At 58.8% G+C, this 16425-nt stretch carries 14 protein-coding genes and 3 pseudogenes; 8 read left to right on the forward strand and 9 right to left on the reverse strand.

The features are described from left to right. Positions 1-33: 33 nt before the first annotated feature. Complete coding sequence (locus tag RHEC894_RS29140; protein ID WP_085740178.1) at positions 34-972, reverse strand: sugar kinase; 939 nt, start codon at positions 970-972, stop codon at positions 34-36. Continuing rightward, positions 959-1993 (reverse strand): SPFH domain-containing protein, encoded by a 1035-nt coding sequence (locus tag RHEC894_RS29145; protein WP_085740179.1) that lies wholly within the window; start codon positions 1991-1993, stop codon positions 959-961. The genes RHEC894_RS29140 and RHEC894_RS29145 overlap by 14 nt, the downstream gene beginning before the upstream one ends. Before the next feature lie 128 nt (positions 1994-2121). Here RHEC894_RS29145 and RHEC894_RS29150 point away from each other — a divergent pair, with 128 nt between their 5' ends. Next, complete coding sequence (locus tag RHEC894_RS29150) at positions 2122-2817, forward strand: NUDIX domain-containing protein (protein WP_085740180.1); 696 nt, start codon at positions 2122-2124, stop codon at positions 2815-2817. Positions 2818-2837: 20 nt separating this feature from the next. Here RHEC894_RS29150 and RHEC894_RS29155 read toward each other — a convergent pair. Next, a pseudogene (locus RHEC894_RS29155) lies at positions 2838-3095 on the reverse strand (TOBE domain-containing protein); the annotation flags it as partial. 361 nt (positions 3096-3456) lie between these two features. Between RHEC894_RS29155 and RHEC894_RS29160 the strand changes: the two are divergent. Next, the gene (locus tag RHEC894_RS29160) at positions 3457-4365 is read left to right on the forward strand and encodes a LysR substrate-binding domain-containing protein (RefSeq protein WP_085740624.1); all 909 of its coding nucleotides are present in this window, start codon (positions 3457-3459) and stop codon (positions 4363-4365) included. A 459-nt stretch (positions 4366-4824) separates the two neighbouring features. Next, a complete protein-coding gene (locus RHEC894_RS29165; RefSeq protein WP_085740181.1) occupies positions 4825-5604 on the forward strand; it encodes an alpha/beta hydrolase in 780 nt (259 codons plus the stop codon). A 216-nt stretch (positions 5605-5820) separates the two neighbouring features. On the opposite strand, the gene RHEC894_RS29170 is transcribed toward RHEC894_RS29165, so the two are convergent. After that, the gene (locus RHEC894_RS29170) at positions 5821-6021 is read right to left on the reverse strand and encodes a hypothetical protein (RefSeq protein ID WP_085740182.1); all 201 of its coding nucleotides are present in this window, start codon (positions 6019-6021) and stop codon (positions 5821-5823) included. Between the two features lie 563 nt (positions 6022-6584). Here RHEC894_RS29170 and RHEC894_RS29175 point away from each other — a divergent pair. The 5 genes and pseudogenes from RHEC894_RS29175 to RHEC894_RS29190 all read left to right on the forward strand — a co-directional run bounded on the left by RHEC894_RS29175 (position 6585) and on the right by RHEC894_RS29190 (position 9100). Next, complete coding sequence (locus RHEC894_RS29175; protein WP_085740183.1) at positions 6585-7727, forward strand: AraC family transcriptional regulator; 1143 nt, start codon at positions 6585-6587, stop codon at positions 7725-7727. A gap of 180 nt (positions 7728-7907) precedes the next feature. Next, positions 7908-8063, forward strand: a pseudogene (locus tag RHEC894_RS29180) (TetR family transcriptional regulator); the annotation flags it as partial. Positions 8064-8145: 82 nt separating this feature from the next. Then, the gene (locus tag RHEC894_RS29185; protein ID WP_085740625.1) at positions 8146-8403 is read left to right on the forward strand and encodes a hypothetical protein; all 258 of its coding nucleotides are present in this window, start codon (positions 8146-8148) and stop codon (positions 8401-8403) included. A 2-nt stretch (positions 8404-8405) separates the two neighbouring features. Further along, positions 8406-8535 (forward strand): annotated as a pseudogene (locus RHEC894_RS33685) (sugar ABC transporter substrate-binding protein); the annotation flags it as partial. 244 nt (positions 8536-8779) lie between these two features. Next, on the forward strand, positions 8780-9100 hold the full coding sequence (locus RHEC894_RS29190; RefSeq protein WP_085740184.1) for a hypothetical protein: 321 nt from the start codon (positions 8780-8782) through the stop codon (positions 9098-9100). A gap of 359 nt (positions 9101-9459) precedes the next feature. On the opposite strand, the gene RHEC894_RS29195 is transcribed toward RHEC894_RS29190, so the two are convergent. From RHEC894_RS29195 to RHEC894_RS29215, 5 genes are read right to left on the reverse strand one after another with little or no spacing between them, the layout of a single operon-like run. After that, entirely contained in the window at positions 9460-10530 is a 1071-nt protein-coding gene (locus RHEC894_RS29195; RefSeq protein ID WP_010069091.1) for a GDP-L-fucose synthase, read from the reverse strand. A 23-nt stretch (positions 10531-10553) separates the two neighbouring features. Further along, entirely contained in the window at positions 10554-12833 is a 2280-nt protein-coding gene (locus RHEC894_RS29200; protein WP_085740185.1) for a polysaccharide biosynthesis tyrosine autokinase, read from the reverse strand. After that, positions 12830-13972: a glycosyltransferase gene (locus RHEC894_RS29205; RefSeq protein ID WP_085740186.1), complete on the reverse strand. Its 1143-nt coding sequence runs from the start codon at positions 13970-13972 to the stop codon at positions 12830-12832. The genes RHEC894_RS29200 and RHEC894_RS29205 overlap by 4 nt, the downstream gene beginning before the upstream one ends. Continuing rightward, complete coding sequence (locus RHEC894_RS29210; RefSeq protein ID WP_010068216.1) at positions 13966-15066, reverse strand: glycosyltransferase family 4 protein; 1101 nt, start codon at positions 15064-15066, stop codon at positions 13966-13968. Before RHEC894_RS29210 ends, RHEC894_RS29205 begins: the two co-directional genes overlap by 7 nt. After that, positions 15063-16013 carry a glycosyltransferase gene (locus RHEC894_RS29215; RefSeq protein WP_085740187.1) on the reverse strand — a complete coding sequence of 317 codons (951 nt, stop codon included), beginning with the start codon at positions 16011-16013 and terminating at the stop codon, positions 15063-15065. The genes RHEC894_RS29210 and RHEC894_RS29215 overlap by 4 nt, the downstream gene beginning before the upstream one ends. Positions 16014-16425 lie beyond the last annotated feature (412 nt).

Genomic DNA, 16425 nt, shown 5'->3' on the forward strand with positions numbered 1-16425 from the left:
CGCCGCGCTATCGGAAAAAACGCAGCCGGTCCCTCACATCACCAACATTCCCCGCCGCTCGGCCAGCGTCACCTCCGCCCGTGTCCCGGCGTTGAACTCGAGGAAATCCGCCTCGATGCCGTCGCTGAAGATCACGCCGTGTTCCGGCATTTCGGAGACGATGGTGAGCGGTTGGTCCTGGGAGACGAGTCCGGCGACGATGGTGGCGCCGGTCGTGCGGCTCGGGAAGGGTTCGCGCACGAAGTAGCGCAGATAATCCGCGTCCCAGGCGAAGGACATGTCGATCGTCCTGTCGGTGGGTTCGAGGCCGAGCGCGCTTGCGGCTCCGCGCCAGCCGGAATAGAGGCTCTTCAGCCAGCCGGTCGAGCCCATGCCTGTCGAGACGATGATGCCGCTGGAGGACTGGCGCTCCTCGCGCTCTTCGGACTGCAGGATATAGCGCGCCGAGACATGGCTTTTCGGGCCGATGAAGAGATCGTTGACCGCGTGGATGACGGCGCCGGTGTTGAGCGTCACCTTGGCCATGCTGACGTGTTTGATCGGCCGTTTGTTTTTCAGAGCCTCGCCGATGACTTTCGGAAGGCTCTTCGGGTTGAAGGGCAGCAGCAGGCCGTCCCAGCGCTTGGGATCGGGGTTGACGCCGAGGACCGGCTGCCCGTCGAGATATTTGAGCGTGTTGGCGACCAGCCCGTCCTGGCCGAGCACGACGATGACATCGTCGGGGCCGAAGACGAAGCTCGCGAGATAGCGGCGGTCGAGACGCTGGACGCGGGCGACGGCACGCAGGCTGGCTTCAACCTCTGAGATAGCCGTTTCGTATCGCTTCTTCTCTGCTAGGTAGTCGCTGAAGTCGGCGCCGAGATGCTCGACATAGAACTGCGCTTGCTGCACCGTGTTGTAGCGGGCAATGAGCTCGTCGAGCCGGGTCGGCCTGACGACCAGGATGATCTTGCGTTCGTCAGAGGCCGGCACGGTCCTTGCCCTCCTGCGGCTGCAAGATCTCCCTGAGAAGATCGGGCGAGACGTTCAACTGACCGATCTTCGTCGCATTGTCGGCGAGGTCGCGGAAGGCGAGCGCCATGAGTTGGCCCGGCTGCATGCCGACCGAGGCGAGTGCCTGCAGCACTTTCGGATCGGCCTCTTCGAAGGATTTCATCATCGCCGTCATCGCATAGGCCTGGGCGTCGGCCTCGGCCCGCGCATTGGTCGCCGCCAGCATCACCAGGTCGCGGTTCTGCTCTTCGAGTGCGATCTTGCCGGCCATTTCTTCGCGGCGGATCTGCAGCTGCCGTTCCTGCACGGCGCGTTCGGCCTCCATCTGGGCTTCGCGCACCTGCCGCCTCTTGTTCTCAAGGGTGATCTCGGTGGCGATCTCGTTTTCCTTGATCGTCCGCTCCTGTTCGATCGCGGCATTGCGGCGGCTGTAGATGGCTTCGTCGGCCTGGCGCAACAGCGCTTCGCGGGCATGCGCTTCCAGCGCCTTTGATGTCTCGGCCTTCGGCATGACGGCGAGCAGTGACAGGCCGAGGATTTCGAGGCCGAGCGCTTCGATCGTCGGATGCTTCTTCAGCGCCTCCGCGACACCGGCGACAAGCGCCTCGCCTGAAGCAAGGACCTGCTTGAGCGATAGCGTCTGCACCTCGGCCCGCATCGCCACCTGGACGCGGTCGATCACCCGGGTCGAAAGCTTTTGCGGATCTTCCGAGACATAGTGGCCCTTGCGGTCGAGCGTGAAATTCAAGAGTGCCGCCGTGCGGCGCGGCTCGGCGATGCGGTAGGTGATCTGGCCCTGCACCGTCACCTCCTGGAAGTCCGATGTCACCAGGGGAAAAATGAAAGGATCGTTGACGCTCGCCGTCGGCACCAGCACGAGGGAACTCGAAGGCGAAAAATGCCAGAAGGCAAGGCCCGCGCCCTCGCGCACGGCATTGCCGTTTTGATATTGGATGACGTATTGCGTGGGTTCCGTCTTGATGAAGCGCAGTCCGAACATGTCCGCTTTCCTATTGCTGGCGCGAGCCCCTCGCTCGTGTCGAAGGGGAGATGACACGACTTAGTGACAAATGTCAACTAACTTAGTTGAATATTTACACTAAGGCTGGCGCGTGTTATCTTCCCATCATGACCACACACGACAACGACGCCTACAAACCGATCGCGACCGTCGACCTCGCCATCTTCTCACTGTCGCCGCAAGGCCTCGCCGTGCTTCTGGTCCGGCGGGCAGGCGCCCCCTTTTCCGGCGACTGGGCTCTGCCCGGCGGCTGGATCCACATTGACGAGGATGAGGATCTGGAGGCTGCGGCTCGCCGGGTGCTGAAGGAAAAGACCGGCGTCGAAACGCCCTATCTCGAACAGCTGCAAACGACGGGAAGCGCCGGCCGGGACCCGAGGGGCTGGAGCATCAGTATCGTCTATATCGCGCTGCTTTCGGCCGATGATGTCGCAGCAAGGCGGGATGGGATGGCTGGGGAGGCCGAATGGCGCGCCATCGAGGGCGAGGGCGTCGGCTTTCCCATCGCTTTCGACCACGCATCCCTGCTCAGGGAAGCGCTCGGCCGCATCCGGAGCAAGGTCGAATATACGAACCTGCCCGGCCATCTGCTGCCGGCCCGCTTTACATTGAGCGAACTGCAATCGGTCTATGAAAGCCTTCTCGGCCGCAAGCTCGACAAATCGGCCTTTCGAAAGCGCATGGCGGAAGCCGATTTCCTGGAGCCGGTCGAGGGCGAAATGCGCCGGGCGAGCAATCGGCCCGCCCAGATGTTTCGCTTGAAGGACGCCCAGTCCCTGGTGCTTTTCGACCGGAGAATTTGACCGCCTCGCCGGGCCTGGGATCAAGCGCTCAAACGCTGCTGCGTCTGCTGGTCGAAGAAATGGACCTTCGATGTCTCGAAGGAGAACTTCACTCGCTGTTCCGGGACGAGTTCGACACGTTCGCGCACGACCCATGTCAATTCCCTGCCGTCGACTTCGACGGCGACATGGGTTTCCGATCCCGTCGGTTCGACCACCTTGACCACGGCGTCAATGCCGGTCTCGCCGCCGAAGGCGATGTCCTCGGGACGGATGCCGAGCGTCAGCGGCCGGTTGGCGGGGTAAGCGCGGTGCGTCTCATCGCGCCCAAGGGGAATGTGCTCACCGCCGAAATCTGGCAGCTTGGTCTTTGATGTCTGGAGGATGGCGGACGGCGTGCCGGCCACCATCGTCGTTGAGTCGCCGAAGCCCACATGCGCGAAATGCGGAGGCGCGAACGACGTGGCAAGCCCGGAATGATCGTCTCCGACAACGGCACCGAACTCACCTCGAATACTATCCTCGCATGGTCGAAGGATCACAAAGTCGACTGGCATTACATCCTCGGGAGTTGAGCCAACCTCAGGCCAGCTATGTACATATGAAATGTCCGCCAATAGATCTTCCTTCCTGGTCAACACTTCAAACGTTGAGTTTCAAATGGACAGGCTAGCCTCTATGACGGTCTTTGTGAAAGCTGTTGAGCTCGGCTCCATTTCAGCTGCGGCTCTGGAACTCAACCTGTCGTCTCAACTCGCCGGCAAGCACCTGAGAGCGCTGGAGCACAGCCTTGGTATCAAGCTTTTGAATCGCACTACGCGAAGGCAGCATCTGACCGATAGTGGCCAATTGTTCTATGAGCGAGCCAAGAACATTCTCGCAGGGCTGGAAGCCGCCGAATCGTTAATGGCGGAAACGCGGTCTGTTCCGCGAGGGAGGCTTCGTATCAGCGCACCCATAACCTTCGGTAGCCACGTGCTTGCACCTGCAATACCGCAATATCTGAAGCGGTATCCGGAAATTTCCATTGACCTTAGTCTGACGAACCGCACCGTGGATTTGGTGGAGGAAGGGTTCGACGTCGTCTTTCGGACCGGGGACTTGCGTGACAGCACGCTTCTAGTTAGGGCACTAGCGCCACTTCGCCTCGTGCTCTGCGCCGCACCCGAATATTTGAAATCAGCGGCAGAACTCTCAAAACCGGAGCATTTGCAGGAGCATGAATGCCTCGTATTCACGCACACCTCTCTGCGAACGCAATGGTCATTTGACGGACCGTCCGGTAGAGTTTCAGTGCCAATATCAGGGCGATTTTCAGGTGACAGCGGTGAAGCACTTCGCGCTGCCGCCGTGGCGGGGATGGGCGTACTGCTCCAACCCCTAGAGCTTGTGGCGCAGGAATTGGACACCGGGCGGCTGGTGAGACTGTTACCTGAATATGAGGCGCAATCCCGCCAGCTGCATTTGTTATACGCGCCCGACAGACGAATGACCCCTAAGTTGCGCAGCTTCTTGGAGTTTGCTCTTCAGAAGTTCGGCGCGAAGCACAGCAAGCGCTCAAGGGCTTAGCCACGATGACGACTGCCTGCCCTCGACGCCAAGTTTGCGGCCGAGGGGCGAATTGTAAAATGCGCCGTCGATGCTGCGACGAAAGACGAGCACTCAGACCCTGAAGACGAGGCCGGGAAGACGCCACCGTGAATGCGGAGACTGCGATGTTAGTTCTGCAGGAAAGCGGTCTATTTGAAACACACAGGCCCCAGTGTTGCAACAGAAACGCTATTTATCCTCGTTGGTTTCAAATGCATAACCTCGGCGTCCCAGCCCGAGCGGCTTTTTGTCGGATAGATCCAAACGGCAGCTGCGTGAGGCATTGTCCGAAGTGAACCGATCACTCGGCAATCACCTTTGCCCGTGGACAAGAACCTCAAACCGGTCGGCGAAAATGCCGATCAAAAACGATGCGAACACAAGTTGGCTGCGCGACCAAACGGTTTCGCCCATTGTGTTTTTTCCCTGGAGAATGAGATGATGTCTTTTGTCAAGAAAGCAGCCCTTGCTACCGCACTGACCAGCAGCGCAATGAGCGCGAGTGCGGCAACGACCGGCACGACCGCCAAAAACGAGCCGACCGTTGTTCTGGTCCACGGCGCCTTCTCTGATGGCTCGGCATGGAGCAAGGTCATCCCGCTCCTCCAAGCCCAGGGCCTGAAGGTCGTTGCCGTTCAGAACCCGTTGACATCGCTCGCCGATGATGTCGCCACGACGAAGCGAGCGCTTGAGGCACAGACGGGTCCTGTGGTGCTCGTTGGGCACTCCTACGGCGGTGTGGTCATCACCGAAGCAGGAAATGATGAGCATGTTAAGTCTCTCGTCTATGTCGCTGCCTACGCGCCTGGCGAAGGCCAGTCGATTGCTGACCTGAACAAGGACTATCCCACGCCGGCCGGCTTTTCGGAACTCGTCGCGGACAAGAGGGGCTTCCTGACGCTGACCCTTGATGGTGTTTCAAAGTACCTTGCACAGGATGTGTCGCCCGAGCAGGCCGCACTGATGGCGGCAACACAAAAACCGACCAATGGAAAGAATTTCGAGGAGAAAGTCGGCGTGCCGGCATGGAAGACAAAGCCGTCCTGGTACATTGTCGCCGAGCATGACTACATGCTGCAGCCAGCGCTTGAGAAGGTATTGGCTAAGAACATTTCGGCACATGTCGTAACGCTTTCGTCGAGCCATACCCCCCAGATCTCACAGCCGGCCGAGGTCGCGAAGGTCATTCTTGAGGCGGTTGCAGAAGCGTCGAAGTAATATACCCGATGAGGACGCAGGCACCTCTACGGTGGCCTGCGTCTTTGCGCGCGCCGTAGCAGCGGGCTGGGCTGGCGGTTGAAGCGAGCCCACTCAGACTACTAGTCAAGCCGTCTGAGGCGCGGCGACTGACGTGATTGGAAATCACCGCGCCGCGTCCGACGATGCTGCCATCTCATCGAGACAAAAACAGCATAATTCCACGCGATCTTTTTTCTAATGCGGCCGAAGCTTTTTGGTCGCGATCAGCATGACGAGATCTTCGGAGGCGTCTGCAAGCTCCAATGCCAATTCCGCAGCCGACCATCCGCGTTTCTGCAAACTCACGAGCATCTCCACCATCGCGACTTCGACCTCTCGTCTGCAGTTCGAAATCGGCTTCAATTCGATATGTTCTTCCTCACATGCGGTGGTCATCGTAGCCTCCGTTCTGCCACAGACATGGGCAGGGTCACAAAATTCGCCAATGGGTGGATGTGGATATAGTAAGGGTTGCGTGCAGGCCTCGGCCTCATTACGCATCGACACAGGCGGCCTCGGCCTGCGCGCAACCCCTTCGCGTCCTTATTTGCCGATGTCCGGCCTCAGGAGCGTCTCGCACGAAGGTGAGCAGAGGAAACCCGATGCTCGCGCAAAGCGCGCACGAATATTGCCCCGATAGTTCACGACCTATCCTCCTCTGCTTGCATATTTTGTTGTGATTTGGTGTCGTTTCACGTTGAGAGTGCTTTGAAACTGCATTGCACTGGCAAGTGAGTATTTGGGCTTTCCAACTGTCCTTCGGAACTAACCCTTGCTCATTTAAATACCGGAACAGGACGCAATTGTCGTTATCGCCGCATCCCGAAAATTATCGGTCCGTCCATTTCTGCTCGTATAGGAATATGATAAGTAGCTTATGCACGTAGGACTTCAGTCGATTCGGTTTATCGGATGGGCTGCGCGGACGTTTCAGCCGGCTTATGCGCTGGAGAAATTCGATGGTTACGGAGTCTGGGGATGACCCCTCTGCTGGGAAGGAATGGCCGGCGCACCTGGAGCGGCGGCGCTGGCCGCGCGAACCGTCCCCGCAGAAAGAACATCGGGTAGACGTTCCGCCTGCATTGGCGCCCTTGCGATTTTCGACACGAGACCTGCCGCCGAAAGAACAATTCCGGTCCTGGCGATCACATATGGCGCCGCTTGTGGATGTTCATCTGCCGGATGGACAAGCAGAGGACGACGGTTTTCTTGGCGAACAGACCGGCTGGCATCTCGGCGATGTCCTCATCGTCCAGCAGCGCGCGCAGGCATGCAGCTATATTCGCGATCAGGCCATGCTGCGATCGAGCCCAATCGATCACTGGAACGTCGGCGTACTTCGCAGCGGCCGAGCCTGGACCGAGGCCAATCGCCATGTAACGGAGACCGGCCCGGGTGAGATATTTTTCAGGTCTCTAGGTTATCCGTACCGCGGGCGGATGACCGATTCAGTCGCTGTGCTCGTCTTCTTGCCCTATGAACTGTTGACCCGTGATGCGGGTCTTTTGCAGAATGCCCACAACCTCGCCCTCTCCGGCAGCCTCGCCGAACTGCTCGTCAGCTATATCGACGGCCTGGAAGCGAACCTCAGCAATTTGACGGTGGAGGATGTGCCGCGGATCATACGGACGATCGGCGATATGGTCGTTGCATGCGCGGCATCGTCCGCAAGTTCGGATCGCGGTCAGGAACAGACCAATATGGGGCTGATGGAGCGGGCGCATCGCTATATTCACCTCAATCTTCATTCAGATAGCTTGACGCCTGACGTCATGTGCCGTGCGCTTGGTATTTCGCGGACGCGGCTCTACCAATTGTTCGAAACGAGCGGGGGCGTCTTCAACTACATTCGCAAACGTCGATTGCTGCAGGCATATGCGGATCTTACCAACCCGACCGACAACAGGCCGATCTCGGAGATTGCCGAGGCCGCCGGCTTCGACGTTGCAGCCAATTTTACGCGCGCTTTCAGCCATGAATTCGGGCTCAGCCCGCGCGAAGTCAGAAAGACCATAGCAACTGAGCGTCCCGCCATCCCCGCAACACGTTCCCTGCAACATTTCGGGACAACGATCGGCGATTGGCTGACGCTCGCACGTTGATGCCGCGGGCCAAGCTTTCCTCAACTCAGCCTGATATCCACCCAAGGATACACTTCGGTCAGATGATTTTCGACATCGCACGGCAGATCGAATATTGCTCCAGTTTCGCGCGCCGGGAGTTCGGGCGATGTCATTGTCAGCGGCACGCCGGGCGGCATTGGCACCAGGCGTCAGCGGTTGAAATCCGGTGCGGCCAAAATCAGCCTTTACCGCCATTGCGGCACAAGGAACGATTTGATCGCGGCCTTCCTGAAGCGCGAGGACCTGGAATTCTGGAGCACCTGGGACCAGGTAACCGCACAGAACGCGGATGAGGCCGGGGGTGAATTCGACGCCCTCCCAGAAGCCAGGCCGCGGAAGTCGTGATACAGGTATCTCTCCGACAAGAGTACAGACTGATATGAGGCAGGATGCAGCGATGCTGAAAACCGATACCCGCCAAGCGAATTGGCGTCGTGCCAATCCAGGCAAATATGATGCTCACCTAGCCGTGCAGCGAGCAGTCAAGGCAGGCGAACTGGAAAAACAAACCTGCGAAGTCTGCGGGGTCGAAGCGGTCGATGCCCATCATGATCGATATGACGAGCCTTTAAAGGTGCGGTGGTTATGCAGAAGGCACCACACGAGGCTTCACCATTACGGCGAAGACATGTTTCCGATCAGGAATGCACTTTAGCGGCCAATCTGGCGCTTGGCAGACACTGGGGTCTATGCGCAGGCCGCAGCGGCCTTGAGGGACAATATCATCGTCCTGCCGCTTCCGAAGCTTGGCGCGAAGGGCGTAAGCCACAATGGCAGCACGTGGATCTGAGCGATCATCAAGACTTCGAAACATCCCGATCTCGCGGTCAAATTCAGCCGGCTTCAGCTGCGTAGCGGTGCGTCTCATCGCCCCGAAGGAAATGTGCTCGCCACCGAAATCTGGCAACTCGCTCTTTTGATCCCACGGCTTCCGAGCAATGGAGCGCATTTGTAGGCAGCAGCGGAACAATGATCTGCCGGCGAGGTTGTGGATAGGCCAAGCACGCAAAGATCCCAAGGAGGACACCCAGATGCGTATGAAACTCGTAGCCGCTTCACTTTTCGCTATCGGCATGGCCACATCAGCCTTCGCTCAATCCAATCCGGCGCCGGCCGGCGCCACGATCGACAAGAACCAGGCCGACCAAGGCGGTGGCGCAAGCAGCGACATGAAAGCCAAGAAGCCGATGACCATGGATACCACCACGACCGGCTCGACCACCAGCGGCACGATGAAAATGGATAAGACCAAGTGCCCCAATCCGGTCGACAATTCCGCCAACCTCCAGACACAGGGCGGCACCAGCAACGCCACGCCGATGGATGAAGCCTGTGCGGCCCATAACAATTGATCGGCTTCATCAGCAAAACCCCGCTTCGGCGGGGTTTTGCGGATCGCATTCTGCGAGGAGAAAGTGAACTTCTGCTTCAGGGAGGGTAGCAATTCGCACATGGTGCGGCAGCGCCTGTCGACTTCACTGCAGCGATTGTGTCCGACGGCCCAACCCGCAGAGCCAATCAATGCGGATTACCTGGCTAACAGCGCGACAAGCGATGTCGGCATCTCCACCGCGAATAAATTCATTGCCGTGCCGATAATGATCACCCACACAGCTATGACGAAAATGAGCGCTGCGATCCTGATTTCGACTGGCCCCAGCATATGCGTCCCCCCCGAGACAAACCCTTCTTTATCCCTCGCTCGAATTCGCTACGGCGAGGGATGTTGTGCGACAGCAGAGAGCGTGGGCGCGTGCAGCGCCGAGGCCTTGGCTCTATCAAAACCGATGTCGCTTTGACCGATCAGGTCGCCGGACACGGCCCTGTTGCTGCGTTCGAGATAATGCCCATCGAGGAAGGAGCGGTAAGCGTCTGCGATGCCCTCCCGCAGACCTATCTTAGGAGACCAGCCGAGAGCGCCAAGCTTATCGACGCTCAAGAGTTTACGTGGCGTGCCGTCTGGCTTGGCGAGGTCGTGCGTGATCTGGCCTTCGAAACCGACCACCTCGGAAACAAGGCGTGTCAGTTCGAGGATGGTAATGTCTTCGCCAGACCCCACGTTCACATGACTTTCAGCAGAATAGGTCTTCACGAGATGGAGGCAGGCGTCGGCACAATCGTCAACATGCAGGAATTCGCGCCGCGGCGTGCCGGTACCCCAGATGCATATCTCTTGCTGCCGGTTGATCTTGGCCTCATGCGCCTTGCGGATCAGCGCCGGCATGACATGGCTTGACCCGAGGTCAAAATTGTCCTCTGGACCATAAAGATTGGTGGGCATGACCGAGATGAAATCCCTGCCGTGCTGTTTGCGATAGGCTTGGCAGAGCTTCAGTCCGGCAATTTTGGCGATTGCATACCATTCATTCGTCGGCTCGAGCGATCCACTCAGCAGCGCGTCCTCGACGATCGGCTGATCGGCGAATTTCGGATAGATGCAGGACGAGCCCAGAAACATCAGTTTTTCGACGCCAGCCCTATGGGCCGCGTGGATGACGTTCGCCTGGAGAATCAAGTTGTCGTAAAGGAAGTCGGCCGGGTAGGTCGCGTTCGCGAGAATACCGCCGACCCGCGCAGCCGCCAGGAAGACAGCGTCGGGACGATTTTTACTCATCCAGGCTTCCACCTGCTCCTGCCGCCTGAGATCGACCTCGGCGCGGGTGGCCGTCAAAATCTCGCAGCCCTCGGAAGCGAGACGCCGCACGATCGCAGAACCCACCATGCCGCGGTGGCCTGCGACATAGACCCTTTTTCCGGCAAGGCTGTAGATCACATCAGGCATAGGCAAATCTCCCAACTCGAACACTAATGCAGAAGAAAGTGGTTCTGCATGGTTCGGACAATTTCAAGAATTGAGCGCTTACCGTTATGCGTGATGTATTCTTGATCTGAATTGTAGTATTTCATCAAGGATTTCGAAAACATCTCCGAATCACCAAAATTATACAACGCGTGTTTTTTGGGATTTACATTGTTGATCGCGACAAGGATTTCCGAATTTCGGGAGCTTTTCATTTGCTGCAGGCTGAACTCGACCGCGCGGCGGCTCGTCTTTCCCCATCTGACAACTGCCAGTGTTCTTTCCGCCAGGGCAGTCAAATGCACTGTATCTGTTGAGACGAGTACTGGTGCGCTGTCGAAGATGACAACCTGGCCGGCCGCGCCCGCCATCTCGATGATTTCTGCCAGGCCATTCGAACGGATACGCCGTTGGAGACTGGATTTGCCGGATGGAATGAAGTGGATACCGCTTGGGTGGCGGTACACGATGTCGCGGATATCCGCCTGACCATTCAGGAATTCGTTCAATCCCTGCGTTAGCTCCGAGCGGAAAAACGAATCGAGCCTTCCCCGTCTAAGGTCGCCATCGACCAGCAGCACCGGAATTGCTGCGGCCGCAAGTTCGATAGCCAGCGATCGCGCGACAAGCGACTTGCCGTCTCCGCTGTGAGCGGAGGTGACGACGATACTGTTCGGCAACTTGCCCCCGTTGGACTGCTTGAGTGAAAGCACCACGGTACGGATTGCCTCGTCGAACATCGGAACCGGCATATGTTCGAACATCGTTTTCGAATTTTCCCTCTGCGTCAGACGCGGGATAAGTCCAGCCGGTATCGTGCGCGCCATTCCAGCTATCTGATCGAAACTGCGGACCGTTCGGTCCCACATTTCGATCACGAAAGCAGCCGTTACGGCGCCTGAGATTGCAGCCAGGAGCGCACCCACCAGATAGAAAAGCCGTCCACGTCCCTGTGACGCGAGCGGCACCGAAGCCGGTGAGAAAACTTCCAGTTCCGCCCCGGGCAGCATGGCCTTCGCGGCGAGGTCACGTCGCTGGTCCTCAAGCTTGTCGAGTGCCGTTTGTTCCTTGTCGGCGACACGTTGCAGTCGCGTCAATTCCGTTTGCAACAGGGCATCGCGTGTGCGTTTTTCATGAGCATCAGCCAAGCTGGACTGTATTGCATCGGCTTCATGATCAAGTGCTGCGAGCTTGGCGCGCATTGTTTGGAGATATTGCTTGGTCGCAAGGTTGAGATCGGCACGGGATTCTTCGATCTCCCCACGTAAGTCCACCACGGCCTGCGCATTGCCGTCATATGTCTCGAGGAGACGGGCGAGATCTTGCTCCTGTCCGCGAAGATCGCGTTGCTTTGTGGCAATGCTGTCGGGCACGACGATATTCTGCACAGCGACCGAAGCGTTATCCGCGGCTTCCAGCGTGGAGATCGTCGCTTTTACCTCAACCCGGCTTTCTTCGATTTTCCCTTCGCGGCCCGTGAGTTCCAAGAATGACTTGATCCGTTCATCCTGAGCGTCCTCTTTCGAGACGACGTCCATCGATTCTTGATAGTTGCGGGCAGCGTCGCGCGCAATATCCGTGCGACCCTGCTGCTCGGTGATGCGCTGTCGGATCCATTGTTCGGCTGCATCCAGGCGGCCACGGACACTGCCCTTGCGCTCGTCGAGGTAAATGCTGATGACGCGGTTCGGAACCGCGGCTGCGAGCTCAGGATCATTCGCAGTGAAGCTGATCTGGATAACGTCACTCTTGTCTTCGTGCCACACGCCGAGCGCCCTGTAATATTCCGGGATGATGGCGGCGATGCTGCCCTGGGCCGGCGGCGTGGGTTTTTCCTTGTCGAACAGGCCGCGCAACTTCGCGCGGATCGTTTCAACGAATGAGACCTTCCGCAGCGCGGGATTGAATTCCGGCCGCAGGTCAAGCCGCAATTCGCGGACGACTCGCTCCGCGATGCTTCTGGAGAGAAGCCGCTCTGTCTCCGATTTCACGTCAAGCAGATCACTGTGGCTGCTATCGTCAGCGCCAAGTGATGTTGCGAGAGGCTGGTGGATAATCAGTCGAGCCCAGGCCTGATAGGCGGGCTTCAACCCCGAGATCATAATCACCGCGGGCACCATCAGCAGCCCCGTTATCGTGATGATCATGATCATTCTTCGCCGGACAAGACGGAAGGCGGATGCCAGATCGAAATTGTCCGCCTTGGTCTCTACCTGGAAGCGGGGATCATATCGCATTGGCGAGATTGGAAGGTTGCGGTCCGGCGGAAGAGTGGAAATCGTCATCGTGCGCCAACCATTGCTTGAGGTTTCGCGGAAACGGTTTCGTAAAGGCTCTCAAGCGACCGCATATAGGCCCTCATGCTGAAATGGTTGAGATAATGCGCGCGCCCCTGGACCGAGAGGCGGATGCAGATTTCCGGATCGGACACCAGCTTCGCCAGCGCTGCAGCCAGGGCATCCTGGTCTCCGACGGGGACGAAGATCCCGGTTTCACCGTCGGTAATGACTTCGTCATGCGCCCCGACACGCGTGGTGACGACGGCAAGCCCATGGGACAGCCCTTCGAGCACGGCCATTGCCAGCCCTTCGGCGTGCGAAGGCAAGACCAGTATATCGGCACGCGCACACAGGGCTCGGGCCTCAGCGGCGTCAAGCCAGCCCGGCATCTCGACCAGCTCTGAAAGCGCCATGGCTTCAGCCTGACGGCGATAATCCTCGACGGGTCCGTCGCCTGCCAGCACAGCCCGCCACTGGAGTTCTTTCATGACCGGATGGCTCAGAGCCGATAGAAGCTCCGTGACGCCCTTGCGCTCGCTCAACCGGCCGAGGAATACGATCAACGGCGTCTGGCCGCTGCGAATATCGTGTGCCCCGGGATCGGGGACGCAATTATGGGCAACGACCGTGCGACGCTCGTCGACACCCAAAAGTGTCGTCAGCGTCGCGCGGTCGCGCTGGCCCAGCGCCACAACGCAATCGGCGTTCTGAAACATCCGGCGAATAAGTCGCTGTTGGCGCGGCGAGCGTTGCGCAAAATCGCCGGCGTAGTCGTAGTCGTGCAGGTGCAGTATATGGCAGCACCCGAAAAAACGCGCAGCCGCCGTCAGGATCAGTTTTCGGGAGGTGCTGCCGCGGCCGGCGATATGGATATGATGAATGCGGTCAGGCGCAACAATCCGGTCCCTTGCCATCGTCAGGATGGCGCCGAGCAGTCGCAGGGGTGAGATCAGCTTGGACCAGCAAACCCCTCTGGTATCGGTGACGAAATGTTTCGTGCCGGTCTCTTTCGCGGTGTCTGTTATGTAACCGACCAGCCTGCCGATGCCACCGCCGTTCTCGCAACCGCCCGGAACATAGTGACGGACGCTCGCCGCTCTCCGTGCTGCCATTCGACGTCCGTCCGCGAGGGCCTCCATCAGCATGATCCGATCACCTCCCGATAAACGGCCGCTGCCTGGGCGCCGACGCGTTCAGGCGAATTCGGCCCTTTGGCCCATGCGAGCGCATTGGCACCGAAATTGTTTCTAAGCCCGCCGTTGTCTGCCAATGTCCTGATCGCTGCCGCGAGCTCTTCGACATCGCCGGGAGGGACCACCATTCCCAACCCGTTGGGCTCAACGGTGCTCCGCAACTCGCCGACATCGGTGACGATGACCGGTTTGCCAAAGGCGGCGGCAAGGTTGAGCACACCGCTTTGCGATGCTTCGGTATAGGGAAGCACGACGATATCAGTGTCCAGGAAAAGCTGGGCGACCTCCGCATCCTCGATGAAACGATTGCGAATGTCATAGCGGCCGGCATCCCCCATAAGCGACTGGAATACCAGCGGATTGTCGCCACGACCCGCGACCGTGACGCGCAGGTTGGGAAGCATGTCCTTGAGCATCGCCTCGGCCCGGACCAGATGTTCCAGGCCCTTATAGGCAAAGATCCGTCCGAAGAGCAGCACGCGTATGGTTCCATCCGCTTGGCGCGGCGCCATCTTCTGTCGCCGGGCGAGTTCCGCATAGCGAAGGATGGAGGGATGCGACAGGACATGGACACAGTCCGGCGTTTTTGAGTATCGATCGAGGACAAGCCGCTTCAGTCCCTCGCCATGGACGACAAGGTGTCCGGATTGCTTCACCATCAATTCGGGGGCCCAGACGGGCAGCGTCCGCGTATCGGAATCGCCGGGATGGATTTCCACATCATGAACGGTCGTCACGAGCGGGATCGGGCGCCAGAACGGCACGGCGAGGTTCAGCCAAAGCGTAGAATTGCTGAGGAGGTGAATGAGGTTCGGCCGTTCCCGCCGGATCAGACGCGTAAGCTCGTACAGAAACCAGGGATTGGAAAGAGATCGGTGTCTCGGCCAATCCAGAAGGTGCAGGTCGACAGCCGGATCGATGGAAGAGGCGAGATGTGCATAGCGCCGACGCGGCACGGCAAGCACAACGTTCAGGTGCTGGGCAACGCCGCTGGCGAAGGAGATGGTATAATCTTCCAGTTCGGAAACCAGTAACAGCGCCTTCATTTCGCTGCCTCCGACAAGCCGACGTCGAGGGCGAGCCGTGACAGGCCGCGCGCCGAGCGCAAACTATCGCGAGTCCGCCTGAGCAGGTTCGGTTCGCCGGCAAAGAAAAGGCCTTCGACGGCAAGCTTGAACCGAGTGCGTGCATCTGCTCCCTGCAACCTTGCCGACGCGATGCGATAGGGATAGTGATCCGCCAGATGGAGTCTTGTCGGCAGCGCATGGGCTGAGAGAAACTGGTTCGTTGCTTCAACGGTATGCTGCCAGTGGGTCATCCGCCTCCTGAGCGTGGCGGCATCTTCGGTCGATCGATACCAGTTGTTGTTGTGGATGCGATAGAATCCAAGCGGATCCGGCATGGCAACGACGTCTCCCAGAAACGGATAGATCCCCACGAGCCAGGCGTCGGCCGATATGCGGAATTGTTCGGGAATGTTGCCCGCAAAATTCCATGCGCTACGTCTTACCGCGACGGCTGACGTCATCGGAAAAGGCCACCAGCCGGCCGATCTGGTGAGGAGCGGCGACAAAGCGCCCGAACACAGGGTTCGGGGGATCGGCTTGGACGTCGGCGTGCCATCGACAAGTGTCGGCTGCAGTCGGTGATAAACGAGCGATGCCTGGGGGCTCGCGCGGAACGCTGCGGCGATCGCCGACAGCTTGCCCGGCGCCCACCAGTCGTCGGCATCCAGAAAACAGAGGATCTCGCCCGTGCTTGATGCCACAGCCGTATTGATTGCAGCCGCCTGTCCTGCGTTCTCCTGAAAGATCACCTTCACTCGGCTGTCATACGCTTCCAGAACAGACCGCGACTGATCGGTAGAACCGTCATCGACGACGATGATCTCGACGTTGCGCGCGTCTTGACACAAGGCGCTGTCTATCGCCCGCCCGACGAAGCGAGCGTAGTTGTAATTGTTGATGAGGACACTGAGGGCCGGCCGCTCCATGACGCGCTCTCAGGCGGATTGCCGCAATGCACCACTGTACGGCAGTGCAAAGTTGCTTGAGAGGTCGACCTTCACGAGAAGAGCGTCCGTCGTGTTGCACAGAGAACTAGGATCATAACGCAGAAACATAGCAATCCTAACCTTCCAGGCTTCGACTGCAGAGATCGCCTCTGTCAGAGTTGTTGCCCCATTCCCGTAGAACCGCGGTTTACCCACCACGCTTCACAGGACATTCATCGGCACGGTACCGGTGAACGGACACGCGCAACATCTGCTCTTAAGGGCAATCCCGCGGAATGAAGACCCGTCTTTTGGGTAAAGACCGGCTGAAAGCTTAGGCACAACATCGTCTTTAGGTGGAGCCAGGGTGCATTGGGCGTAGCCCGCCCTTCCCTAGGATAGATTGACTGCG

Origin of the sequence: Rhizobium sp. CIAT894 (genome assembly GCF_000172795.2) — a bacterium.
GTDB lineage: Bacteria > Pseudomonadota > Alphaproteobacteria > Rhizobiales > Rhizobiaceae > Rhizobium.

Coding starts and splice junctions, on each gene's coding strand:
- RHEC894_RS29175 (WP_085740183.1), top strand. CDS start 6,585: ATGGTTACGGAGTCTGGGGATGACCCCTCTGCTGGGAAGGAATGGCCG.
- RHEC894_RS29215 (WP_085740187.1), bottom strand. CDS start 16,013: ATGGAGCGGCCGGCCCTCAGTGTCCTCATCAACAATTACAACTACGCT.
- RHEC894_RS29165 (WP_085740181.1), top strand. CDS start 4,825: ATGATGTCTTTTGTCAAGAAAGCAGCCCTTGCTACCGCACTGACCAGC.
- RHEC894_RS29160 (WP_085740624.1), top strand. CDS start 3,457: ATGGACAGGCTAGCCTCTATGACGGTCTTTGTGAAAGCTGTTGAGCTC.
- RHEC894_RS29210 (WP_010068216.1), bottom strand. CDS start 15,066: ATGAAGGCGCTGTTACTGGTTTCCGAACTGGAAGATTATACCATCTCC.
- RHEC894_RS29200 (WP_085740185.1), bottom strand. CDS start 12,833: ATGACGATTTCCACTCTTCCGCCGGACCGCAACCTTCCAATCTCGCCA.
- RHEC894_RS29170 (WP_085740182.1), bottom strand. CDS start 6,021: ATGACCACCGCATGTGAGGAAGAACATATCGAATTGAAGCCGATTTCG.
- RHEC894_RS29195 (WP_010069091.1), bottom strand. CDS start 10,530: ATGCCTGATGTGATCTACAGCCTTGCCGGAAAAAGGGTCTATGTCGCA.
- RHEC894_RS29150 (WP_085740180.1), top strand. CDS start 2,122: ATGACCACACACGACAACGACGCCTACAAACCGATCGCGACCGTCGAC.
- RHEC894_RS29190 (WP_085740184.1), top strand. CDS start 8,780: ATGCGTATGAAACTCGTAGCCGCTTCACTTTTCGCTATCGGCATGGCC.
- RHEC894_RS29205 (WP_085740186.1), bottom strand. CDS start 13,972: ATGCTGATGGAGGCCCTCGCGGACGGACGTCGAATGGCAGCACGGAGA.
- RHEC894_RS29145 (WP_085740179.1), bottom strand. CDS start 1,993: ATGTTCGGACTGCGCTTCATCAAGACGGAACCCACGCAATACGTCATC.
- RHEC894_RS29185 (WP_085740625.1), top strand. CDS start 8,146: ATGCTGAAAACCGATACCCGCCAAGCGAATTGGCGTCGTGCCAATCCA.